Annotated in this window: 17 protein-coding genes, 1 tRNA gene and 3 pseudogenes; 8 read left to right on the top strand and 13 right to left on the bottom strand. The window is 65.8% G+C overall.

Annotation, left to right across the window (positions count from 1 at the left end):
• Positions 1–37: 37 nt before the first annotated feature.
• Complete coding sequence (locus GobsT_RS16920) at positions 38–415, top strand: hypothetical protein (protein WP_010041722.1); 378 nt, start codon at positions 38–40, stop codon at positions 413–415.
• 317 nt (positions 416–732) lie between these two features.
• Here GobsT_RS16920 and GobsT_RS16915 read toward each other — a convergent pair whose 3' ends face one another.
• The 3 genes from GobsT_RS16915 to GobsT_RS16910 all read right to left on the bottom strand — a co-directional run bounded on the left by GobsT_RS16915 (position 733) and on the right by GobsT_RS16910 (position 6,975).
• Positions 733–3,705: a WD40 repeat domain-containing protein gene (locus GobsT_RS16915; protein WP_010039906.1), complete on the bottom strand. Its 2,973-nt coding sequence runs from the start codon at positions 3,703–3,705 to the stop codon at positions 733–735.
• A 112-nt stretch (positions 3,706–3,817) separates the two neighbouring features.
• Positions 3,818–5,584, bottom strand: a complete 1,767-nt coding sequence (locus GobsT_RS37830) for a hypothetical protein (protein WP_010039904.1) — start codon at positions 5,582–5,584, stop codon at positions 3,818–3,820.
• A 365-nt stretch (positions 5,585–5,949) separates the two neighbouring features.
• A complete protein-coding gene (locus GobsT_RS16910) occupies positions 5,950–6,975 on the bottom strand; it encodes a TIGR03067 domain-containing protein (RefSeq protein WP_081471627.1) in 1,026 nt (341 codons plus the stop codon).
• Positions 6,976–7,158: 183 nt separating this feature from the next.
• Between GobsT_RS16910 and GobsT_RS16905 the strand changes: the two genes are divergently transcribed.
• Positions 7,159–8,214, top strand: a complete 1,056-nt coding sequence (locus GobsT_RS16905; RefSeq protein ID WP_010039900.1) for an RNA ligase (ATP) — start codon at positions 7,159–7,161, stop codon at positions 8,212–8,214.
• A 66-nt stretch (positions 8,215–8,280) separates the two neighbouring features.
• On the opposite strand, the gene GobsT_RS16900 is transcribed toward GobsT_RS16905, so the two are convergent.
• From GobsT_RS16900 to dnaX, 7 genes are all read right to left on the bottom strand, one after another.
• Positions 8,281–9,846 carry an acyl-CoA carboxylase subunit beta gene (locus GobsT_RS16900; RefSeq protein ID WP_010039898.1) on the bottom strand — a complete coding sequence of 522 codons (1,566 nt, stop codon included), beginning with the start codon at positions 9,844–9,846 and terminating at the stop codon, positions 8,281–8,283.
• A 10-nt stretch (positions 9,847–9,856) separates the two neighbouring features.
• A complete protein-coding gene (locus GobsT_RS16895) occupies positions 9,857–10,960 on the bottom strand; it encodes an NAD-dependent epimerase/dehydratase family protein (RefSeq protein WP_081471626.1) in 1,104 nt (367 codons plus the stop codon).
• A gap of 148 nt (positions 10,961–11,108) precedes the next feature.
• A complete protein-coding gene (gene rpoN / locus GobsT_RS16890) occupies positions 11,109–12,644 on the bottom strand; it encodes an RNA polymerase factor sigma-54 (protein WP_081471625.1) in 1,536 nt (511 codons plus the stop codon).
• A gap of 107 nt (positions 12,645–12,751) precedes the next feature.
• Entirely contained in the window at positions 12,752–13,357 is a 606-nt protein-coding gene (gene recR, locus GobsT_RS16885; RefSeq protein WP_010039892.1) for a recombination mediator RecR, read from the bottom strand.
• A 50-nt stretch (positions 13,358–13,407) separates the two neighbouring features.
• The gene (locus GobsT_RS16880; protein WP_010039890.1) at positions 13,408–13,674 is read right to left on the bottom strand and encodes a hypothetical protein; all 267 of its coding nucleotides are present in this window, start codon (positions 13,672–13,674) and stop codon (positions 13,408–13,410) included.
• 31 nt (positions 13,675–13,705) lie between these two features.
• Complete coding sequence (locus GobsT_RS16875; RefSeq protein ID WP_010039888.1) at positions 13,706–14,059, bottom strand: YbaB/EbfC family nucleoid-associated protein; 354 nt, start codon at positions 14,057–14,059, stop codon at positions 13,706–13,708.
• Between the two features lie 2 nt (positions 14,060–14,061).
• Positions 14,062–15,906 (bottom strand): DNA polymerase III subunit gamma/tau, encoded by a 1,845-nt coding sequence (gene dnaX / locus GobsT_RS16870; RefSeq protein WP_010039885.1) that lies wholly within the window; start codon positions 15,904–15,906, stop codon positions 14,062–14,064.
• Positions 15,907–16,059: 153 nt separating this feature from the next.
• Between dnaX and GobsT_RS16865 the strand changes: the two genes are divergently transcribed.
• The 4 genes and pseudogenes from GobsT_RS16865 to GobsT_RS16850 form a co-directional block, all read left to right on the top strand.
• Complete coding sequence (locus GobsT_RS16865; RefSeq protein ID WP_010039882.1) at positions 16,060–17,202, top strand: sulfotransferase family protein; 1,143 nt, start codon at positions 16,060–16,062, stop codon at positions 17,200–17,202.
• Positions 17,203–17,301: 99 nt separating this feature from the next.
• Complete coding sequence (locus tag GobsT_RS16860) at positions 17,302–17,496, top strand: hypothetical protein (RefSeq protein WP_010039879.1); 195 nt, start codon at positions 17,302–17,304, stop codon at positions 17,494–17,496.
• Between the two features lie 64 nt (positions 17,497–17,560).
• A protein-coding gene (locus tag GobsT_RS16855; protein ID WP_085948050.1) for an IS3 family transposase occupies positions 17,561–18,729 on the top strand; the annotation gives its coding sequence in 2 pieces (ribosomal slippage) (positions 17,561–17,816 and positions 17,816–18,729; 1,170 coding nt in all).
• A 41-nt stretch (positions 18,730–18,770) separates the two neighbouring features.
• A pseudogene (locus tag GobsT_RS16850) lies at positions 18,771–19,907 on the top strand (IS701 family transposase); the annotation flags it as partial.
• A gap of 61 nt (positions 19,908–19,968) precedes the next feature.
• Here GobsT_RS16850 and GobsT_RS39700 read toward each other — a convergent pair.
• Both GobsT_RS39700 and GobsT_RS40510 read right to left on the bottom strand, forming a co-directional pair.
• Positions 19,969–21,324 (bottom strand): annotated as a pseudogene (locus GobsT_RS39700) (ISAs1 family transposase).
• A gap of 48 nt (positions 21,325–21,372) precedes the next feature.
• Complete coding sequence (locus GobsT_RS40510) at positions 21,373–21,504, bottom strand: hypothetical protein (RefSeq protein WP_010039873.1); 132 nt, start codon at positions 21,502–21,504, stop codon at positions 21,373–21,375.
• Between the two features lie 164 nt (positions 21,505–21,668).
• On the opposite strand from GobsT_RS40510, the gene GobsT_RS16835 reads away from it, so the two are divergent.
• A tRNA-Phe gene (locus GobsT_RS16835) sits at positions 21,669–21,741 on the top strand.
• A gap of 620 nt (positions 21,742–22,361) precedes the next feature.
• Here the strand turns inward: GobsT_RS16835 and GobsT_RS41430 are convergent.
• Positions 22,362–23,732: pseudogene (locus tag GobsT_RS41430) on the bottom strand (IS701 family transposase).
• 101 nt (positions 23,733–23,833) lie between these two features.
• Here GobsT_RS41430 and GobsT_RS40505 point away from each other — a divergent pair.
• Positions 23,834–23,956: a hypothetical protein gene (locus GobsT_RS40505; RefSeq protein WP_010039870.1), complete on the top strand. Its 123-nt coding sequence runs from the start codon at positions 23,834–23,836 to the stop codon at positions 23,954–23,956.
• Positions 23,957–23,987: the final 31 nt, after the last annotated feature.

Here is a 23,987-nt window from a genome sequence, read left to right as displayed (position 1 = left end):
ACCTTATTGTCGAATCGCCCGCTCCCGGAGAATCACCATGCGTAAGTTCGCTGTCCTCGCGGTGGCCGCCGCCGCGCTCGCGTTCGTCGCCCCGACCAAGGCCCAAGCCCAGATCGTCATCACCAGCGGCTCCACGCCCTACTACGGCGGGTACTCGAGCGGCTATTCCCCGTTCGGTTACTCGTCGGGGTACTCACCGTACCGTTACAGCACCGGAAACTTCGGGATCGTTCAGAGCGGGTACGGTAACTTCGGGAGTTACTACCCGAGCTACTATGGCGGGCTCGGCAACGGGTACCGCGGCTTTAACAGTTCCTCGTACTACCGTAGCAACAGCTTCGGCAACTACCGTGGCAACGGTTTCGGCAACTACCGTGGGTACTCGCGCGGCGGATTCGGCGGTCGCCGCCGCTAAGCAGGCGCCCGTGGTTACACTGCGCGTTTTGACGAGCGGCGACCGCCGGGGAACGGGATAAGTCACCCGCTCCCCGGCGGTCGCCGCTCGTTCTCAAACGTTACAAGCAGCCTCGGCCGTGTGCTTCGAGGCGAGAATTCGATTAGAAGCGACGGAAGCCGCGGGTCACACCGGCGGCTTTTTCATGCGCGGCGGGTAACGGTCACGTTCCTCCGTCCGGCTTCCAGTGCGCTCGCGATGAGCAGAATGGATCGGGCCGCACGTCCATCGATCCCCAGCCCGTTCCGTTTATCCTCTCGATGTCTGCTCCGTGCCGGTCACTTCCCGGGGAACGTGAGGATCAGCGCGCCGGGGGCGAGCTTGGTCCGCGGCGCGCCCGCGTACCCGATCACGATTCTCGTGCCGTCGGGCAGCATCGCCATCGTGTGAATGGGACCCAGATCGCGTTCCGCGCCGAACACCAGTTTCCCATCAAGCACGTTCCACACCGCCAGGTACGCCTTGCCGCGAGTTGCTGCTCCTGCGGTCACCAGTTGGTTCCCGTCTGGGGTGAAGCGCACCGCGTGAACCCAACCCGGGTGCGACGGAGCCGCCTCGCCCGCGAACACCGGCTTGAGGCCGGGGTTGGGGAAGTCGCGCACCACCTTCGCGGTCGCCACGTCCCACAGCTTCACGCTCTTGTCACTCGATGCCGACGCCAGCCACTTCCCGTCCTTCGAGAGCGCGACCGCGAACACCTGGTCGCGGTGCCCGACCGGCCCCTCGTCCTTCTTCGGAGGCGGCCCCTTCTCGTCCTTCTTGGAATCCGGCATTGGATCGGGCGCGGCCTTGAACTCGCGCACCATGCTCCCACTCGCGGCGTCCCACAGCTTGATGGTTTTGTCGTAACTCGCGGTGAAGAGATGCTTGTGGTCCTGCGACCACTGCACCGCGTAAATCGGGTTCTGCACCTGTTGCGGGGTCGTCACGACGTGCGCGCTGATCTGCTTCAGTTGAGCGTTCTTGGTCAGGTCGAAAGTCCGCAGCACCCCGTCGTGCCCCCCGGTGGCGAGGACGTTTCCGGTGTCATCGAACGCGACACAATCCACAAGATTCGGGTGCTGAAACGTCTTCACCGGGGTGCTCGACGCGATCCGGAACCGACGGGCCTGCTTCTCCGCCGCAGCCGTCAAGAACTGCCCGTCCGAGGTGAAGGCCAGCGCGGAAGCCGCAACCGGATGAGGGAACGTTTGAATTGACTGCCCGAACTCAGCGGGGAGGGGTTGGCCCGGTGTGAACCCAACGTTCCACGCCACGGCGCAGTTCTCTTTGTCCTTCACCAGTCCCACGAGCACGGAGCCGGACGGTTGCGCGGTGGGCTGAAACGCCAGCGCGCCTACAGACGCGCCGGCAGAAAAGCCGCCGATCAGCTTGCCATCGCTTGCCGTGTACATCCTGACGGAACCGTCCGCCGCGCCGACCGCAACGCGCTGAAGGTCTTTCGATACGGCTGCGGCCGTCGCGGCACCTCCGGTCCCGAACGCCCGCTCCTTCGTGCCGTTGTTCGGGTTCCACGCAATGACCTCCGGACCCGGCCCAACGGTCAGAACCCGTTCGCTCCCGGGCGACACGACCACGCCGTTCGGCCTCTCCTTACCAATGCTGATGAATCGCGTGCAAGCAACAGGCGATATCATCACGCTCTTGTCGGCACTCGCGGTGATCACGGTCGGTGCCGACGGTTGCGCCGCCACGCCGAGTACGGCTCCGGCGTGCGGGAACGACTGGTACACGTGGCCGGTGGCGACCTCCACCAGCACCGCGAGGTTGTCCGCCCGCCCGATGAGCAACCGCGTTTTGTCCGAGTTGAAACTGAGGCTCAGCACATCCGCCGCTTGCGTGAGCTTGCCAGCTTCCTTGCCGTCCGTGAGTGTGAGAAGCTGCACGTCCTTGCCGGTCCCGACCGCAAGCATCTGGCTGTCGCGTGACAGCGCCAGCGTAACGGCGGGCGCGGCGAGCGGACCGATTTCACGCACCGGCTTTTCGGGTTTCGTCACATCCCACACGCGAACCAGTTTGTCCGCTCCCGCCGTGATCAGTTGACCGTTTGCGGGGTTCAGTAGCGCGGCCGTGACCTTACCGCTGTGTGCGGGGAAATCGTACTTGGTGCGGCTCGGCTCCTTGCCATCCTTGTCCTTCACCAGCTTCGCGTCGAGCGGGAGGTTCCAACCTTTCACCTTCCCGTCCGCGCCGGCCGTGAACAGGACCGACTGCGACGGGTGGAACGCAGTCGCGGTGGCACCGCCGGCGTGAGCGAGCACCTCGCCTTTTGGCTTCCCCTGCCGGTCCCACACCAGCACGGTGCCGTCGGCACAGCCCGCAGCGACAGCCGTCTTGTCGGCCGAAAGAGCAACGCACCCGACGTTCGCATTCGCGCCGGTACACGTACCCGCCGCCTGATTGTTTCCGACCGACCCGATCGTCACGATCTTGTCCGCGGTCGCGTACAGCAGTGTGGTCCCGTCGGCGCTCGCGTGGAACGCGGTAACGGCCGCTTTCAGCGCCGGGAACGTCCGGGCCGGTACCGCCGGCGTCTGCCAGAACCGTAGCAGCCCGTCGGCACTCGTCGAGAACGCCGCGCCGCCGTCCGGGCGCACCGCGAACCCGGTTAGCTCCGCAGTGCCGGCACCGTAGCTCGCGAGCAACTTCCCGTCGGCGCCGTTGAAGAACCGAATCTGTTTATCCGCGCCGGCCGTTGCCCAAACGTTCCCGGCGTTGAGGTGACCGAGGCCGACCACCGGACCGACCGTGCCCTTAAGTTCAACAGCCCCCTTCTCCTCGCCGAGCGGAAGCACCTTCACCAAACCGTCAGCCCCGGCGAGCGCAACGGTCTTTCCGTCGGTGGCGACCGCAACGCTGTTAAGGTTGGCGTTCAGCGGGTACGTCTTGACCGGAACGCTCACCGGCACCTCCCAGACGCGGGCACTGTTGTCCGCGCCACCGGTCGCGATCAGGTCGCCTTTTGCGCTGAACGCGACGCACAGCACCTGCCCCTTGTGCCCCTGCTCGCCCGCGTAGGTGCGGAGCTCTTTGCCCGTGATTGCGTCCCATAGCTTGACGGTTTTGTCGAAGCTCGCCGTCGCAATGAATTTCCCATCTGGGCTGACGGCCACGGCCTCGACGGTGTCGGTATGGGTTTTGAGAGCCGCAACCACGTCCGGCGCGGCCGGGGATTGACCCCGCAAACCACTTTCGGCGGCGTAAAGAGCAAAGCACAGCGCGAGAAACGCGATTCGGCGCGACGCGGTCATGGTAACGGGCTCCGTTGACCGGGGAGGGTTGAGCCGTAGTGTTGCCGGGAGCGGCGCTCGGGTCAACGGATGCGGCCCCCGCGGGGGCATGTGTGGCAACGTCCGCGGTGACTCACCTGTCCAGCTTAAGCTCGCGGACCCGGGCACGAATATCGGCCAGAACCGTGAGAAACCGCCCGTCGGACATGCCCCCGTACAGTTCCTCGAACTTCGCAGCAGAAAGGCCGTCGCGCAGACCGGCCGTTGGCGGCAAGTAGTCGGCCGCGGTGAACGATTTCGCGACGCGGTGCAGCAGGTCCGCGTCAGCGAACGCCGCTTGCGCGAAGGCGCCGCCCGCGAACTCGGCCGCGAGCGCCGGCAAGCACAGATTCGCCGGGCCGTGCAACTCAAGCACCGCCCGCCCAACCGCAACACGCTCCGCGCGCTCCGGCGCCAGCGCATTCACCGCGCCGCCCAGGAAGAACCGCCGGCACAGGTCGCGCCGACCGGCCAGCGTCGGGTTCCCCAGCGCGGTCACCCGCTCCTTGCGCTCCACATCGGTCTCGAGCCCGCGAGCGGCGTCAGACGTCAGCGCGTCGTCGAGCAACCCGCCAGCGTCATCAAGAGCGATTCCCAACCCGAGTAGAACCCCGGGAACCACTTCCGGCCCAGGCGAGCGGAGCGCGGCTTCGACCGCAACCCGTACATACTCGGCGGTGAGTGCGTCCCCTCTGAGTGCATCGGAACCGGTGTTCCCCCGCGCCCGCTCGCGAACCGCCCGGATCACGGCCCGCGCGACCCCAGCGCGGGCGGTCGCATCCACCGCCGGACGCGGGCGGTCGCTGACGCCGCCTTCGTTCTTGCGCGGGCGTTCGAGCGTCTCGATGTACTCAATCACGAGCGGATCACCGGGAGCGGCCTTCAGCAGTCCCTGATACACCCGCATTAACCGGGCGCGGTTCGCGGGCGAGAGCGTTTCCAATGTAACCCCGGCCGCGCGCCGGCGCTCCTCGCCCCACAAGTTCAGCAGGAGCGCGTTGAGCGGATCGAGCCGGAGCACCGCGCCCTGGCGCAAGGCGTACCCGTCGCCGAGTTGCGGGCGCAGTGCCGAGCCCGGGTCCGGCGACCCGACACCCCCGAGCGCCTTGGCCAGAAAGTGAATCAGCACCTCGGTGCGCTCATCGTCACTCTTCGGCGTCCACTCGCGAACGAGAATGTGGCGCCCCGACAGCCCGCGACCGGCTCCGAACGAGGGGTCCGTCATCGGGTCGATCCTCCGACTCGTGTACCCGACAACCAATCCGCCGCCCTTCGGTTGGACGACCTTTTCCAGTCCTGCAAGCAGTTCCGCTGTATCTTTGGCATCGGGGTCGGACTTCCAGGTGTCGAAGCCGTCCAGCACGAACTTCACCCCGGCGCCCTTCTCCAGCACGCCGGCGGCTTCGTCGAACCGCTTGCGCAGCTCGGCTTGCCAGACTTTTTCGGTACGCTGTTCAGCGTCGTCCACGAGCAGCGTCACCGGAACCTTGACGGGCGGGTCGCGTGGCACCGGGTTCGGATCGATGCGGGTGTCGCGTTCGAGCGGGTCCCCGGGCAGTTCCAGACCCTCGAACCTGAAACCGGTGGCTTCATCCGGGAGAAACACGTAAGCGTTGTACGTGTCGAGCCGCAGCTTCGTTTCCTTGCCGTTTGCGGTGTAGCTGAGATCGACCGGGCCGGTCACGAACAGCGGCACCACGTGGTTCGAGGGCAGCTTGTGTGGCTTCGCTTTCCCACCCGGTTCCGCCAACCGGAACGTGATTTCGCTGTCGGTGTAGTTCCCGATCACGACCACCGCCGCCCGGCCCCAAGAGGACGCGGCCAGCGCGAGGGCGACGGACGCGAGAAAACGGAAACGCATAACAACTCCGGGTTGAACGCGTCTCATGATAACACCCGTCGGTCGCTCACCGGAACCCCTCCGCAGACGCCCTCCGGGCCAGGAGGGCGCGCCGCGCGTTTGCGCCGGCGCTCCCCTTCCCTGTTTCAGGTTGTCGTGATTCGCTGTGTCGTGACGAGTTGTGCAATTGGATACGATGCTGGTCGGGTTCCCGACCACGGCGCCGCCGATTCCGAAGATGGGTCTCTTTCAATTCGCTAACGCACCATGCACACACGAACCGCGGCAAAGCCTTCATCCGAAAGACGATGACCCACTCCAGCCGCGGCACAATTTGGATCGCACTACCGATATTGAATTAAAATCGTCATCACAACAAACAGTTTCTATTTATCGACCCGCTGAAGTACGCGGACGCTGTTCCCGCCGCCGGATTGGAAGCTGGTGGGTCGCGGTCTCGTCGGGTCGTAACGCTCGACGCCCTGATTCGCGCACACCGTTAGTGTGCCCCCTTCGAGTTTGTAAATACCTTTTTCGACTATTTTAAACGGCTCACCGTTTTCGAGTTTAATCGTTCGGATGAGATCGAACGTGCCCGGATTGGTCGCCGGATCCATGCGGATGGTACATTCACTGCGCCCTTTTTCATTGGTAACCGTCAGCGTCCACTGATCCCCTTTCACCGTCACAAACGCCTCCACACCGGCCGGCGGCTGGGGCCGCTTGCCGTCGCGCTCAATGCTGACGAGTCGCCATTTGCCCTGAACTTTCGCCAGCTCGTCCTTGACCGCTTTCTCCTGGGCCGGGGTGCGTGCGCCGAGCACCTCCTTGGGAATGCGAAACAGGATCGGTTCCTGAAACCCGACCGGCGCCCCGTCCAGGTCCAGGTCCAGGTACTCGGCGGACTGTACGGCACGGTCGAACTTGAGGAACGTCATGCGCGCTTGGTCCGGGAGCACCGGCCCGGCACCGTACTCAGGCGCCGATTCTGTCTTAGTCTCGCGCAGACTCTTCTCGACAAGTGCGGAGATGGGAACGAGGGGGTACCGCTTGCCCGTTGCGTCCTTGAGCGTGACCTGCCCCGGGTCCTTCCAGTTGGTGAACTGGACCGCCGCGTTCGGGCTGCGATTCTGGACGTATACGGCAACCATGAAGAAGTCGTCGTCGTCATCGAGCTTAGGCATCGCTTCGACCGAGACGGTAACGTGGTCGCGGACCGCCCGCCACGTTCCGGCCATGAGCCGGTGCGGGTGCCCGCGCCCCTCGCCCTTTTCCTCGCCCTTGCGCATCGCCCCCGGCGCCATGTCGGCCCCGCTGTCCTGCAGCGGCGGCGGGGGCGGATTGGACTTGGGCTTTTGACCGCACCCCACGACCAACAGAGTGAGCACTAACAGCAAACCAAAACGTGACATGCTCGCGACCTCAGAGTGGCGCGGAGAGGAGTCGCGATTATTAGTCACCTGCGGCACGCTGTCAACTCGTGCGGCAAGAGATAGGAGGCGGCGCCCCCGATACCGCTCCAACCACGGCGTCGCGAACCCGGCGCGGCCCCCGCACCTCCGTACCGGAAGCCCCAGCCGGCCGAAGGAGCCCACATGCGCACGCTCGCTACTGTTCAAACCGTCACCACCGCGGAACCCATTCCCGGAGCCGACGCGATCGAGAAGATCCGCGTCCTGGGCTGGTGGGTGGTCGTCAAAAAAGGCGAATTCCGGCCCGGCGACCGTGTGGTGTACTGCGAAATTGACTCCCTCCTGCCGGAGGTTCCGGACTTCGAGTTCTTGCGCCCGAGCAGCTACAAGCCCGCGATCGTCGACGGCACCGGAACGGTTCTCCAGCACGCCGGGTTCCGCATCAAGACGGTCCGGCTCCGCGGGCAGGTGTCGCAGGGAATCTGCTTTCCCTTGAGCGTACTGCCCACCGGCACACCGGACGGCGAGGGTGCCGACGTCACCGAGGCGCTGGGGGTGCGCAAGTGGGAGCCGCCGCAAACCGGCTCCGCGGGTCGCAGTAAGGGCAACTTCCCAGGGTTCCTACCCAAGACCGACGAGACCCGCGTGCAGGTGCTCGAAAAGACCCTCGCGCGTTACCAGGGGGTGGAGTTCTACCTCACTGAGAAGCTGGACGGCACGTCGTTCACGGCGTTCGTCCGCGCGGGGGAATTTGGGGTGTGCAGCCGGAACCTGCTGCTCGACACCACCGACGACACCGCCACGCTCGTCCGTGTGGCGAAAGCCTTGGGGCTCGAAGAGCGGCTCCGCACGTTCGCCGCCGCCCGCGGGCACGACGTGGCGGTGCAAGGCGAGGTCATCGGTCCGGGGGTCCAGCAGAACAAGTACGGGCTGAAGGAACTGGCGTTGAAGGTGTTTAACGTGTTCGACGTGAGCACCTACCGGTACCTCGACCGCTCGGACATGCTCACAGCGGTGGCGGAACTGGGGCTGGAACCGGTCCCGGCGCTCGGCACGCTTGTACTCGACCACGGGGTCGACGAGCTTGTCGCGCTTTCTGAGGGCACGAGCACCCTGAACCCGAAGATACAGCGCGAGGGGATCGTGTTGCGACCGCTGAGCGAAGTCCAGGACGACTACCTCGGGCGTCTCAGCTTCAAGGCGATCAACCCGAAGTTCCTGCTCAAGTACGACGAGTGAGGGCTCTTCGGAGCGCGGGACCAGAACAGGCGTCCGGTATCTGTTCTGGCTCCGCATTCGTGGCGGTCACACCTGAAACACACCGGTCTGGAACGGCCGCCCGTCGTCGTAGCGCGTCACGACGGCTAACGCCGTCAGCAGCGCGTCCCGGGTGCCCTCGGGGCGCACAATTGCGTCGACCCAAAGGCGTGCGGCGGCATACCGGATATCGGTTTGCTTGTCGTAGTCGGCCTTCACGCGATCGCGCAGGGCGGCCAGTTCCGCGGCGTCGGGCTCTTTCCCGGCGCGCTTCAGCGCCTGAACCTGAACGTCGAGCAGCGTGCTCGCAGCCTGGTTCCCGCCCATCACCGCGTACTGCGCGTTCGGCCACGCGAAGATGAACCGCGGGTCGAACGCCTTGCCGCACAGCGCGTAGTTCCCGGCCCCGTAGCTGCCGCCGGTGATCAGCGTGAGTTTGGGCACCACGCTGTTGGAGATCGCGTTCACCAGCTTCGCCCCGGCCTTGATGATCCCGCTCTCCTCGGACTCCCGGCCCACCATAAACCCGTTGACGTTCTGGACGAACAGAATCGGAACGCGGAGCTGGTTGCAGTCCATCACGAACCGCGCCGCCTTTTCCGCCGAATCGACGTAGAGCACCCCGCCGAACTGCACCGGGCCGGACGCCGCCTTCACCCGCGTCTTCTGGTTCGCGACGACGCCGACCGTTTGGCCGCCGAGTTTGCCCCAGCCGCACACAACCGTCTGGCCGTATTCCGCCTTGTATTCATCAAACGGTGTCGCCTCATCAAGGAGCAAAGCGAGCAGCCCGCGCACGTCGTACTCGGGCTTCGTAAACGCCTCCCACGGGTCTTCGCCGCCGGGTGCCGCGCTTACGGAATGAGATGTCTTGTCGGGCGGAAGCGCGCCGATCAGTCGGCGCAGCCGTTCGAGGCAGGCGGGGTCGTTGGGTTCGCGGTAATCGATCGTCCCGCTGACGGCGGCGTGCATCTTCGCGCCGCCGAGCGCTTCGGAATCGACGACCTGGCCGATCGCGGCTCTCACGAGCGCCGGCCCGGCGAGGTACAGGCCGCTCCCCTCGGTCATGAGCAGCACGTCGCACAGGACCGGCAGGTAGCCGCCGCCCGCGACGCAGTTACCCATGATCGCGGCGAACTGCGGGATGCCCGCGCCGGAGATCACGGCGTTGTTACGGAAGATGCGCCCGAAGTCGTCCTCGTCGGGGAACACCTCGTCCTGGAGGGGCAAGAATACGCCCGCGGAGTCCACCAGGTACACGAGCGGGAGCCGGTTCTCGGTGGCGATGCGCTGGGCGCGGAGCACCTTTTTGCACGTCATCGGGAAGAACGCGCCGGCCTTCACCGTGGCGTCGTTCGCAATCACCATGACCCTGCGCCCGGCCACGGTGCCGAGGCCCGTAACCACTCCGGCGGCCGGCGCGCCGCCGTACTCGGCGTACAGGCCCCACCCGGCCCAGAGGCCCAGTTCGAAGAGTTCGGTCCCCGGATCGAGCAGCTTCGCGATTCGCTCGCGGGCGGTCAGCCGCCCTTTCTCGTGCTGCCGGTCGATGGCTTTGGCGCCGCCGCCGAGGCGGATCGCGGCTTCGTCGGAGGCGAGTTCGGCGCGTGTCATGGTGACCGAATTATACCGCAACATCCGGCCCGCGGGGTACTGCCGACCGGTCCGTGCGGAGCCACAGCCGGTTCAGCCCGCGGGGCGCGACGCGGGTGCGCCCCGCGTGCCACGCGAACGCATCGGCCAGCGTGTCCGCCAGCGGACGGACGCGGAACCCCAGTTCGGCCTCCGCGCGCGCGGAACTCGCGAACCACTTGAGGCGGAAGAGCCGGGCCAGTTCGAGCGACACGTCCGAGGGCTTCCCGGTGACCCGCGCGCCCAACTCTCCCAGCGCGCCGAGGAGCCACAGCGCCGGCCCCGGCAACGCCGGGCGGAAACCCGGCAGGACCGCGCGCCGCAACCCGGCGGCGCGTGCCAGTCCGGCGAACAGCTCGGCGAACGTCACGTTCGCACCACCCAAAATGTACCGCCGGCCGGCAGCCCCGTGCTCGGCGGCGAGCAAATGCCCGACAGCCACGTCGCGCACGTCTACAACATTGATCCCGCCGGGGGGCGGGAGCAGCAAGTTGCCGCGCCAGAACCGCACGCACAGTCGCCCCATGACCGACGGCCCGGGGTCGTTGGGACCGAACAGGTAGCCGGGGTTGACCACCACGAGGTCTCGCCGGCGCGCCGCGGCCAACGCCCGGTCCTCGGCCGCGCGCTTCGCTCGGACGTAACCAACCTTCAAATTACTATTGGGGAACACACTGTCTTCGGTCAGCACGGCACCGTGTCCGGCACCAACTGCGACAACACTTGAGGTGAGTACCAACCGTGCGTTCGTCGGCAGTTCGTCAAGAACGCAGTCAACTGCGGCGGTGTGCGCGTTCATTACGCCGGCCGCGTGCCGGCCCCCGCCGACCGGCCCGGCGGCCAGGAACACCACGCGGGCACCCGCCATCGCATCGCGAACGGCGGCGCGGTCGGTGACATCACCAGTACGCGTTTCGAGTTCGGGATGGGAATCGTCCGGCGGCCCCGGAAGTGACAGCGTGCGGACCCGCGCCCCACGCGCGAGCAGCGCCGCCACGATGTGCCGACCGAGGAACCCGTTCCCGCCAAGCACACACGCCCGGCAGCCGCTCCAAAACGACTCAGTCGAGTGCAGCGTTTCCACAGATGCCGTCAAACGAAAGCCCTCGCGGAGCGACCGCGAGGGACTGTAGTCGGGTCGTTGCGAAGGATCAACCGGAACTCATCCGCGGGGCGACCGGTGCCCGGAGTCGTTCTCCCATTGAAACCGAACCGCCAACACCGCCTCGAAGGCGGGTGCCGACTCACGGAGTTCCAGAGAGCGACCAGTCCTTGCGCTGCCGGCTGCTCGGGATCTTCAGCATCTTGCGGTACTTGGTCACCGTCCGCCGTGCCACCGGGCACCCACCGGCCTTGAGGCGCGCGACCAGTTCCTCGTCCGACAGCGGGTTCGCCTTGTCCTCGTTGGAGACGAGTTCCAGCAGCTTCTGCTTCATCACTTCGTAGGCGACGACTTCGCTGTTGACATCGTTCTCGTCCTTCGCCTTCCCGCCCCCGAAGAACCGCTTTAGCGGGAACACGCCGCGCGGGGTCTGCACCCACTTGTCGTCCACCGCCCGGCTCACGGTCGTCACGTGAACCTTCACCTGGTCGGCGATCTGCTGCATCTTGAGCGGCTGAATGTGCTCCGGCCCGAAGTCCAAAAACGCCCGCTGGTGGTCGATGATCGCCTTCGTCACCTTCATCAGCGTGTTGCGGCGCTGCTCGACGGCCTTCACCAGCCAGTCGGCCTGCTGGAGCTTCTGGCGGAGCTTGTCTTTCACCTTGTCGTCGAGGTCTTGGCGCTTGCACATGTCCACGACGCGCTTGCTGACGCGGATGCGCGGCACCCACTCGTCCGTCAGCCGGACCGTGTAATCGTTGTCGTCCGCGCGCTCCACCACCACGTCCGGCATGACGTACTGCGTGCCCGAGTCCGAGAACTTCAGGCCCGGCTTGGGATCGAGGTGGTGAATCTCCTCGATCGCCTCCTGAATGGCCGCGATCTCGAGCCGGGTCGCTTTTTGAATCACCGGGATGCGGTTGTACGCGACATCTTCCAAGTGGTCGCGGATGAGGGTGCGCAGCGCGTCGGCGTGGGGCGCGTCGTGCGGCACCTGGAGCAGTAGACACTCTTTGAGGTCGCGGGCCGCAACGCCCGCGGGCTCCAGCCTCTGAACCACGTGGACCAGTACGTCTTCCACGTCTTCGGGCGTCACGAGCCGGTCGTACAGCGCCGCGATCTCTTCGAGCGTGACGGTGCGGAACGTGTCCTTGTCGTCGTTCTCGTTCGCCCGCTCGCGGGCGCCCAGGTAGCCCGTGCGGTCCACGAAGCTGCAAATGTGTCGCGCGAGCCGGCGGTCGTCCTCCTCAATGTCGAGTTCGCCGATCTGGTCCGCGAGGTAGTCCTGAAGCGACGGCGGCCGGTCCGGCATGTTGGCCATCGCTTCGAGCTTACGGTCTCCCTCTTCTTCGAGCGACGCGCGGCTGCCGCGGTGCTCCTCGTTGAAGTGGTCGTCCCAGTCGCGGTTCAGCTCTTCGAGCCGGTTGAACTCGAGGTCGCCGGTCTCGTCGTGCTTCAGCGGCGCGTCGGGGTTGAAGTCGGTCGGCGGCTCGTCCGTCTCGCCCAGCTTTTCCTTCAGCTCCAGAAACGGGTTCTCTTGGAGGGCGTCGTCGATCTTGGCTTGTAAATCCGTAATCGACAGTTGAAGGATTTCCATCGACTGGATCATGCGCGGAGCCAGTACCTGGCGCAAGTCCGGGCGCTGGACCAGGTTTATTCCAAGTCGAATACCGCTCATCGGCTCCCTCTCATCTTGAGCGTGCGGGTCGCACGCTGAGGCACCAATCGGCGTGCCGTAATTTCAACCGGTCGCAATCAACTCCGACTGTCCCGACGGCTTCGCACTCAGAAGTTGCGTCGCCCGTCGAGTGCTTCGGCAAGCATCTGTGCGTTCGCGAGTTCCAGAGAGCTACCACTGGGCAAACCGCGCGCCAATCGCGTCACCTGCACACCAGTCTGAGCAAGTACCGTGGACGCGAGCAGTGCGGTGCCGTCCCCTTCGAGTGTCGGACTGGTTGCGAGGATCACCTCACGGACCCCGCCCCGGCGGACCCGCTCCACCAGTGCGGTGAACGTGAGCCGGTCCGGTCCCATGCCGTCGAGCGGGGCGAGCCGCCCGCCGAGCACGTGATACAGCCCGCGAAAGTTGCCCGCCCGCTCGAACGAGTTGACATCGCGCGGGGTCTCCACCACACACAATAACCCGCCGTCGCGCTTCGGGTCGCTACAAATCGGGCACAGTTCTCCGTCGGTCAGATTAAAGCACTCTTTGCACGGCCGAACCCGGTCCGCGACGGCTCGGAGCGCGTCGGCGAGTTCGACCGCGTGTCGGCGGTCGCCCGCGAGCAGGAAGTGCGCGATGCGCTCGGCACTCTTCGGACCGACACCGGGGAGCTTGGTCAGCTCCTCCAGCAGCCCGGCTATGACCCCGACAGGCTCAGGCACGAACACACCCTCGCTCGCCCATCCGCCCGCGACGGTCGCGGGCGGCGGGTACGCCCTCAGAACGGAATCGGGTCACTGTTCGGCTGCACCACGCACGGCTTCGGCTCGCTGGGCTCCTCGGAGACGAGGAACTCGCGGGCAACGACCGACTCCACTTCGCCCGCGGAGAAGAGTGCCACCGCCTGTTTGCCGGGAAACGGCTCGGCGTCGGTGGGCGGCGCGAACCCGAGCAGTTCCAACGCGCCGTCGTACCCGAACCGCATCTCCGCGGCCCGGATCGTGTACCGGCGGCCGCCGCGCAGCGTGACCACGAACGTGAGCATGAGTGGACCTCCGCAAGGGGCGGGACCGAACTCACCCGCCGAGCCCGGGGAACCCGCCGCCGAGCATCCCGGGCGGCAGCCCGATGTTGGCCGCCATCTTTGCGCTCTCCTCGGCCAACTGCTGGCGTACTTTCGTGAGCGCCTGGTTGGTCGCGGCGGAGATCAGATCTTCGAGCATCTCGCGGTCGTTGAGCTTCATCGCCTCTTCGGAGATGCGGACGCTCAGCACCTCCATCTTGCCGTTCACCTTCACGGTGACGTACCCGGCGCCCGACGACGCTTCCGCGGTGATCTGGCCCACCTGGGTTTGGAACTTCTGAACCTCTTCCTGAATCTTCCCCTGGTTGCCCAGGAGGCTCATCATCGCGCCGAGTCCCTTAAACATGGTCAGACCTCTTCGGTGGCGGTCTCTTCTTCTTCGTCGTCGTCGATCTTCGGGGCGGCGGGCTTGTGGACCGCCGCCGGGTTGAAGTCGTCGTCCACGTGCCAGATCTGGGCGCCGAACACTTCGTGCGCCTTCTTGAACATCGGGAGCGATCCGAGCGAGCGTTTACGTTCGGTTGGCGCGGCAACGGCGGCCGACTGCGGTCCGGCGAGCGGCTGAGCGTTCGGACTGCGATCGAGTTCGAACCGGATCGAGACCGGTTGCCCGGTGACCCGTTTCAGAGCGTCCTGAAACCGCGCGAGGCTCGCTTCGCCCTCGCATTCCTTCTTGGCATTAGCATAGCTTGTCGGAAAACGGACCGCCAGGGCATTTGGCCCAAAAATTGCATATGAACTTGCATATCTCAAGTGCTGAGACAGGATAGGATACTTCTCGGTTGCGTAGCGGAAGAAACGATCCCAAACGGTCTGAACGGTCGCATCGCTCAGCGGCGTCGCTGTAACTTCGGCAGGGACAGAACTAGAGCCGTTTTCACTCGGGCGCCCCGCCGTCGCCGGTGTCCCGTTTTTTTTTGCCGCCTCGCTCGCCAGTGGCGCGGCGGGTGTGGGCTGCGGGCGTGCCGGCGGAGGATTGCCGTTGGAAGCGGCACTTGCAACGAACTGTACCCCCGGTTGCGAAACGGCTTGCACCAGTTGCGAGAGCGAGCGCAAATCGGGGAGACGACACAGCCGCACCACCGCCATTTCGAGCAGCACCTGGACGTGCGGGGTGCCTCGCATTCGAGCTTTTGTCGCCGTGAGGATTTCCAGACCCGCAAGGACAGTATCGAGCGAAACCGCCTTCGCTTGAGTACGAATCGCCTCGTGCTGGTTGGGGGAAACGGGCAGCTCACGCACGTCGGGGCCGCCGCAGCTCACCAGCATCAGCGCCCGCCAGTATTCCACCACCTGGTCGATCAGTTCCCCGATCTGCAAGCCGCGTTCGACCCATTCCGCGATACGGTCGAGGGCCGTTTTCGGGTCGTTGGCCAGGATCGCCTTGGCCAGTTCGATCACGCGATCGTCGCCGGCGGTGCCGAGCACCGCGGTCACCTGCCCCGCGGTCAGCGTTCCGCTCGACGAGGCGAGGAGCTGATCGAGCAGCGACTGCGAGTCGCGCATCGAGCCGGCGGCCCGGCGCGCGACGAGCCGCAGGGCGTCGTCATCGGCCTGGTGCCCTTCCCGCTCCACGATTCGCTTGAGCTGCTCGAAGATCTTGCCGGGGCCGACGTGTGCGAAATCGAACCGCTGGCACCGAGACAGGATCGTGATCGGGATCTTCTGCACCTCGGTGGTCGCGAGGATGAACTTGACGTGTTCGGGCGGCTCCTCCAGCGTTTTGAGCAGCGCGTTGAACGCCGACGTGGAGAGCATGTGGACTTCGTCGATGATGTAAATCTTGTACCGCCCCCGGGCGGGCCGGAAGCCGACGTTCTGGCGCAGGTCGCGGACCTCTTCGACCTTGTTGTTGCTGGCGCCGTCGATCTCGAGCACGTCCACGTCGTCGCCGGTCATGACGGCGCGGCAACTGTCGCACTCGTCGCAAGGGGTTGGCGTGGCCTTATCGGTCTTCAAGCAGTTCAGGGCTTTGGCCAGAATACGCGCGGCGCTGGTCTTGCCGACGCCGCGCGCCCCGGTGAAGAGGTACGCGTGAGCGACCCGGCCCGACTTCAGCGCGTTCACGAGGGCGCCGGCGACGTGCTCCTGCCCGATCAGTTCGGAGAACTGTTGCGGCCGGTACCGGCGCGCGACCACGGTGTACGCGGGCGTGTCGTCGGGGGCGTGTTCTGTCGGCTTCGACTTCGCCATTACCACATCCTGTCTGGGGCTCTACTCCGACTGTATCCGGAACCGCGGGATCGAACAATCGCGGAGGCACCGCAACGGCGCACCGCGGGGGCTTGCCGCACCCGCGCGAATCCGTTCACTTGAGTACATCCGAACCGCGCAAGGAGGAACCGGATGCCGACGACCGCGGCCACGGACACTGTTGCCCTGCCCCCGAGGAAAGCGCACAAGCGCGAATGGGCACCGCGGCTCTGGGAAGGGTGCGACCTCTTCACCTGGTTGCGGCTGCTCAAGGACAACGGCTACGCCGTCCAGCCGCCCTACTGGTACATCGCGGCCATCGTGTCGGCCAACTCGGTGACCAACACCGTTTTGCGTTGGTGCCTTAACGCCGCGCACGGCAACCGCGTGCGGGAAACCAAGCTCGAACCGCCGATCTTCGTGATCGGGCACTGGCGCACCGGCACGACGCTGCTGCACGAACTCCTGATCCGGGACACCCGGTTCGGGTTCCCGGACATGCAGGACTGCTTCAACCCCCAACACGCGCTGCTCACCAACCAGTTGTTCAAGCGGTACGCGAGCTGGCTGCTGCCGGACAAGCGGCCGATGGACAACATGCCGTTCGGCTGGGAGCGCCCGCAGGAAGACGAGTTCGCCCTCGCCCTGCTGGGGCTGCCGACCACGTACACGGATTTCGCGTTCCCGGACCGTGAGCCGAAGGACCGCGGCGCGCTGGACCTGTCGGGGCTCACGCCGAAGCAACTGGCGCGCTGGAAGCGGGTGTTCGTGCGGTTCCTCCAAGAGGTGACCGTGCGGATCGGCGGGAAGCGGCTCGTGCTGAAGTCGCCGCCGCACACGGCCCGCGTCCCGGTCCTGCTCGACGTGTTCCCGGACGCGAAATTCGTTCACATCGTCCGCGACCCGCGGGCAGTGTTCCCCTCGACCGTGAACCTCTGGAAAACGCTCGCGCGGGGCCACGGGCTCCAGCGCCCGACGTTTCCCGGACTCGAAGAGAAGGTGCTGCGCGAGTTCCGCGTAATTTACGACCGGCTCGACGAGGCCCGCCCGCTCTTCAAGCCGGGCCAGTTCGCCGAACTGCGGTACGAGGACCTCGTTCGCGAGCCGGTCGCCGCACTGGAGCAGGTCTACACGACGTTAGAGATCGGCGGGTACGAAGCGGTGCGGCCCAAAATTGAAGAGTACCAGCGTCAGAACGCGAACTACGAGCGGAACAAGTTCACCTTGACGGATGCGCAGCAGGCTCTGATCGCGGAGCGCTGGGGCGACGTGATCCGGCGTTACGGGTACGAATAGCGGCCCTCAGCTCGACGGATGCCGATTCTGGGGCCGTCCGTGGTGAGGTAACATGAGGGTTGCTGAAGCTCCCATGGCCCTCGCTCACGGACGGCTGCCATGATTCTACCACCCGAGGCGCACGACCTGGTGCAGGTTCTGGCGCTGCATTTCACCAACCCCACATACCAACGGTTCTCGACGCTCCTGGTCGGGGCCCTGGTCACGACCGGGCGACGGACCGTGGCCAACCTGTTGCGCACGCTCCGGCACCTGGCACCGGGGCACCGGACCGATTACCAACGGGTGCTCTGAAGTTCCCCACGAATGGTGGACAGCCGGAAAGCGGTGTAAACTCGGATCACCAGGAGACACACCGATGGCTGGCAAGCGCAAGGTCCACACGGCGGAGTTCAAGCTCTCGGCGGTGAAGATGATCACCGAGCAGAAGCTGTCCGTTGCCGAGGTCGCACGGCGGCTCGGGATCAGTGAGAACCTGTTGCACACGTGGAAGAAGGCGCATGCCCACAAGGGCGCGGACGCGTTCCCCGGTTCGGGGCACCAGACGCCTCAAGAGGAAGAGATCCGCAAGCTCCGAGCCGAGGTCAAGCGGCTGGAGATGGAGCGCGACATCCTAAAAAAAGCGGCGGCGTTCTTCGCCAACCAGTCGAACTGATCTTCGCCTGGATCGAGGGACGCAAGAGCGAATGGCCGATTGTGCTCATGTGCCGGGTGTTGGGCGTGTCGCGGTCCGGGTTCTACGCGTGGCGCTCGCGCGAGCCGAGTGCCGCCGACACGCGGCGCGAGCAACTGATCGACGAGGTGAAGGCGATCCACGCCGAGGTGAAGGGCCGTTACGGGAGCCCGCGCATCCACGCCGAGTTGGTTGCACGGGGCCAGGAGTGCTGCGTGAACTTCGTGGCCGAGCTCATGCGGGAGGCCGGAATCGCCGCGAAAACCAAGCGGAAGTTCCGACAGACGACGGACTCGAACCACGCGATGCCGGTGGCCGAGAACGTGCCGGCTCGGGCGTTCGACCCGGACCAGCCGAATGCCGTGTGGGTCGCGGACATCACCTACATCCCGACCCGCGAGGGGTGGCTGTACCTGGCGGCCGTCGAGGATCTGTTCAGCCGGAGGATCGTGGGTTGGTCGATGGATCAGACGATGACCAGCCGGCTGGTGGTAGACGCGCTGGAGATGGCGCTTCACCGCCGCCCCACTCTCCTGGGGTCTTCTCGGCTCACGCATTCGGATCGCGGGAGCCAGTACGCGAGCGAGCATTACCAGCGCCGGCTCCGAGAGGAGCGGATCACATGCAGTATGAGTGGGGTCGGGCAGTGCTGGGACAACGCGCCGATGGAATCGTTCTTCGCCAGCCTGAAGAAGGAGCTCGTTCACCACGAGGACTACGCCACGCGGGACCAGGCCAAGGCGAGCATCTTCGAGTACATCGAGACGTTCTACAACCGGGTTCGACGGCACTCCGCTCTGGGCGACGTTGCCCCAGACGAGTACGAACGAACGTATAACCGAACCCACCGCTAAAAGCTGTCCACTTTTCGTGGGGAACTCCACTCTCACGCGCGCCGTGGTCCGGGCTCGCGGTTGGGTGCGCCGTGATGCGGTTCCTGCTGGACCACGTGGTCCCTGCGGGCCCCGTGATGCTGGTCGGCGACGACACGATCGATGGGCACCCGGGTCGGTGCGTGTACGGCAAGGCCCGGCACCGCGACCCCGTACGATCGTCCCACGCCTACACCGCGTGGCGGTACGGGCACAAGTGGGTGGTGCTCGCCGTGCTCGTCAAGTTCCCGTTCGCCACCCGCCCGTGGGCGCTGCCCATTCTCATCGACCTGTACCGGTCTCAAGAAGACGACCGTAAGCGGAACCGGCCGCACCGGACACCGGCGCGGATCATGTGCGTGCTCGTGCGGGCCCTGCTGATCCGATTCCCGAACCGCACGTTCGTATTGGCCGGGGATGCCGGGTACGGGACCCATGAGGTCGCCCGGTTCGCCCAGCGTCACCGGGACCGACTCACCCTGGTGAGCAAGTTGCACCCCAAGGCCAACCTGTTCGAGCCCCCGCCCCCGTACTCGGGCCACGGCCGGCCTCGGGTCAAGGGCGCGCCCGTGCCCAAGCCGCGTCAGGTGGTCGATGCGGCCCCGGCGTTGGCCCCGTTGAAGGTGGGATGGTACGGGGGCGGCCAGAGGCAGGTCGATACGCTCACCGGAACCGGGTACTGGTATAAAGCGGGTCACGGCCTGGTGCCGATCCGCTGGGTATTCGTCCGGGACACGACGGGCACACACCGGGACGAGTACTTCTTCACCACGGACCTCGGCCTGACCGTGTCGGCGGTCATCGCGATCTACTGCGGCCGTTGGAATATTGAGACCACGTTCCAAGAGATGCGCGCGGAACTGGGCCTGGAGACGACCCGCGGGTGGCGCGAGAAGACCGTGTTGCGGGCGGCCCCGTGCCTGTTCGGGTTGTACACCGTGGTGGCCGTCCTGTTCCACACCCTGCCCGCATCGAAGCGAACCGGGGCCGTGGAATGGCCGGGCAAGACCGTCACAACCTTCTCCGATGCGTTGGCGGCGGTCCGGCAGTGGCTCTGGGCCGAGGCACTTTTGCCACAGGCCGGGCAAACCATGGGTCGTGATAAACTCCCGGAGCCCGTACGCGAGCTCTTGCTTACCACGCTCGCACCCGCCGGATAAGCGTCACAGATTCGGCATCAGTCGAGCTCAGCGATTCGCGGAGGCACGAGACTATTGCCTGTCAATTTGAGCATATCACTCCGTTTGCGGACTTCGTTTGTCCAAGTGCATTCCGCGAGTCGATTTCGGCCGCGTTTTCATCCTCAACGGTTCCGGGGTCTCGCCGTGAGCGGCGAGACCTCTTCCAAGTTCTGGCCCGACATCCATCCTCCGGCGTGCGCACCGGTGCGACCGAACAACCGGAACCATCAAGCAACGTCGGAGTCGGGACAGGGCTAATCAAATTGAATCTGGCTGATGTAGCACGTCGAACACGAACTCGGGTCGTGCAACGACGTCCCGAACGGCCGCGGCGACGGTACCGGAGCCGCCGTAGGAGGTACATGGAGACGTTCCGTAGCGACGCCAGCACCCGCGGTTCGGTCCCGTGGCACACCCGGCACCGGTCCGCGCACAAAGTCACGTCGCGGACATGGTGCCGGGCTTCGATACCCCAGTGCGCCCGCGTGTACCGCAGCAGCACATCCGCGGGCGCGGCCACCGGGCTCAGACTGGAGATCCCGTACACCACCTCCACCGTTGCTTTCCCACCGACCCGGCGCCGGCGCTCGAGCCGGAACACCTGCTGCACCCCGGGCCACCGGGTCAAGTACTCGTTGAGCCATGTGGTGCTGGTCATGGTGCGCCGCTCGACTCGCCCGTGCCCATTGCTCACCTCACGCGCCGTGTCCACATCTCGATCCCACTAGCGCTGCCCGCCGGGGGGGGGGAAAGCCGCCCCACCGGTGGCGGCGAACGCGGTATCCACGTCCGCCCGCAAGGTGCTCGGGTTGCTCTTGGCATACAAGATGTAGTCCCCACCCTTCTGTTGCACTGCGACACACACGTCCGGTTGGGTGAAGATGGCGTCCCCAGTGATTACGGTTCGGCCGAGCGGGGGCCATACGCCCAGCAACCGGAGCGCCGCCTTATGTTCGTTGGTCGTGGCCTCGACCGTCATTTGGGCGACCACCGCCGCGGCACCCGGGGCATACGCGGCCAGCAGGTGCGCGCCGGGCACCTCGCCGTCTCGGGACCCGCGCAACCGCTTGCCGTCCAACGCGAGGTGCTCCCACCCGTCCGGGTGCCGGTCCGCGAGCCATGCACCGATGATCCGGTCCAGGTGGTCCGGGTCCAGCTTCCGAAGTAACCCGGCAATCGTGTTGGCGCACGGCATGTCGCCGTTCTGGAACCCGAGCGTGTGGCTCAACCGCTTCTGCCGCAGCCGACCGAACTGCGAGAGGGCCTCGGGCGTGGTGTGCCCGCCCATCACCGCCACCAGGCACAAGGTCAATAGCCCGACCAGCGGATACTGGCGACCGTGACGGCTCCGCGGGTCCGGTAACTCCGCCAAACGCTCGACCAGGGACCGGGCCATGTGTGCCGCTCCTAAAATGAGGAGCCGCACATACCCACACGCCGCAACTTACCCAACACCAATCCGTGCGTAGCCCTGCCCGTCCTCCCCGAACGCTCGCTTGGAGACGATTTTGCCCCACTCCGAGGCCAGTGCCCGCAGGCGGTCCAACTCCTCAGCCGTGAAACGCGGTGTGCTCATAACTCGCCCCACACAACAGTTGCGGCGAAATCGACCCGCGTTTCCATTTTCCCCGCCGGCGGTCCCAAGGTCCATTACAAACCGTGGCGTGGCCACTTTTCAAAGAACTTAGCCGCACTGTTGACGGTCCGAGACCGAGCTTTTATAAATACAGAGCTAGCTTGGGGCAGTTAGCTCAGTTGGTAGAGCGAGCGACTGAAAATCGCTAGGTCCCCGGTTCAACCCCGGGACTGCCCACTCAAGTAAGTCGTGTCGTCAGAATCAGTTACGCTTACCCCGCGACGTTCGCGGGCGCGTCCGGAAGAGCCTGGTTTACGGGAGGATTCCCGTAAACCCTCTCCGTGAGCGTTTACGAGTGGCTCGTCCGAAGAACACTATCCCCGTTTACAAGCACCAGAAGTCGACTGGATTGGCTTGTGGCTGGGTCACAATCGGCAAGTTCTGCACGCCGGAAAGCCGTTCCGAGTTCGCGCGCATTGTTGCCGAGCTGAACGTAGTACCCGCTGTTGCCGGCGCGCCCGCCGCCGAGTTGACCGTGGACGAGGTGCTGCTCTGGTTCTGGCGGCACGCGCAGCAACATTACCGCTGCCCGGCCCGAAAAGCGCGCAGGCGGTGCTCGGACACAAGCGGATGGCGACGACCGAGATCTACGCCGAGAAAAATCTGGCTTACCGAGCGAACGGTTCGACTACACGGTATCGCTGGTCACCACGCCGTGTCACCTGGGCGGGGTGCGGTGGTGGTTCCTGTGCCCCTGGCGCGGGACGGTGCGACCTGCCGACGGCGGGTCCGAAAGATGTAACTCGGCGGCAAACACTTCGGCTGCCGGCACTGCTTCGACCTGACGTACGCTATCACTACAGCGATACTTTGCCCTGGCTGTAGATTTTGTCGGCCGTTTCGGTTTTAGCTTTCTGGGTATTTTGCGTGTGCGTGGGTGAACTACGCGTCGTTGTTTGGACGCGGTGGCGGCCCGATTGCGGCGCTGGTGGTACGCGAGCACGTCCAGCACCCAGACCCGCGGGGCGGTCTCCCGCGCCCGCTCGAACCACTCGCGGCTCAGCACCGCCAGCACCCGGCACACCTGTTCCGCGGTGACCTGGGGATTTTTCCCCCCGCAGCTGTTGGGTGTGCTCGGCCACGAACGCCAGCATGGCCACGCACAGCACCAGGTGCCGCCGCAGGGCCGTATCGCTGCGGCCCTCGAAGTGGGTGAACCCGAGCTCCGATTCGCACACCCGGAACAGGTGCTCCACGGCCGCCCGGCGGAACCCGACCCGCACCCGCGCCTCGGCCGTGCATTCGGTCGGTGCGTTGGACACCAGGAACTTCTCCTCGCCCGTGTGGTCGCTACACGCCCACACCAACCAGTACGTGCCGGCCGACCACCCGTCCGCCCCCGAGGCCTACACCCGGGCCCGCTTGACCCGCCACACCTGGTCCTCGGCGGTGGCCCGTGACAACCGCAGGATCTGCCATTCTTGAGACCGGAACGCGCTCGCGTCGCGGACCACGTGCCGAGCCTCTTGGCCCTTCACCTCGGAGGCCGGTTGGGTTCCCGATCGGGCCACCACCTGGCACGAGAACGTGGACGGCACGTCCCCCACGAACGATTGCAGGCGGTCGTCCAAGCCCCGCAGGAACGCGGGGCTCTTGCCGTACTCACTGTCGAACGTGAGCCAATCCAGGTGCACCCCGTTTTGCCGGGCCCGGTCCACCTGCTCCAAGGCCATGCGCCACTTGGGGCGGTACACGACCTGGTCGGGGATGCCCGCGGCCTGGCACCGGGTGCGGTCCGTGGACCACTCCTGGGGCACGTACAGGTCGGCGTCCAGGAGGACCCGGTACGAGCCCCGGGCCACCCCCAGGTGTACGGTCACGATGCCGTTGCCCACCTTGCCCACGCACCCCAGGTACTGGCGAGCAACCCCGGGCGTCTTGGTCCCTTTCTTGACCGCGCGGGTCTCGTCGATGAGCCCGACCGTGCCGGTGTCGGCGCCCGATTCCGCGAGCAACACGCGGGCGATCCGCTTCGGCACGTCGTGTCCCAGGGCCGCATGGTCCCACTGGTGATCCCGGAGGAACTCCTGGAGCGTTCGCACCGGGGTGCCCGCGGCCAAGGCCACCGGCTCGGCCGTCTTCCGAGGCAGGTCCGATAGCAACCCGCGGGAGTACGTGCGCAGGTGCTCGAACGTCGGGGCCAGGGCATCCAGTTGAGCTCCCGTCATCGCATCCCTCCTCAGTGCCGGGAAGCTATTTTAGTTCAAATCAACGCACTACTTGCGACTTTTAGCGCTGTAGTGCTAGCCGCCGGCGGAGCGACTCGCGGGTGCACACGCTGGCGCGGACCGGACTCGACGGGCTTACCGACGCGAGCGGTTTGTCGGTCACGGTACTCGGGCTCGTTCTCAAAGCGCTGGACGTTCGGACGAAGCGCGGCTCCGGCACGTGAGCGCGACGGGTTTGGTCGGGGGGGCTCGCGT

Origin of the sequence: Gemmata obscuriglobus (assembly GCF_008065095.1) — a bacterium.
Lineage (GTDB): Bacteria > Planctomycetota > Planctomycetia > Gemmatales > Gemmataceae > Gemmata > Gemmata obscuriglobus.
Note: the sequence above shows the minus strand (reverse complement) of the source record. Positions and strands in the feature narration are given on the sequence as shown.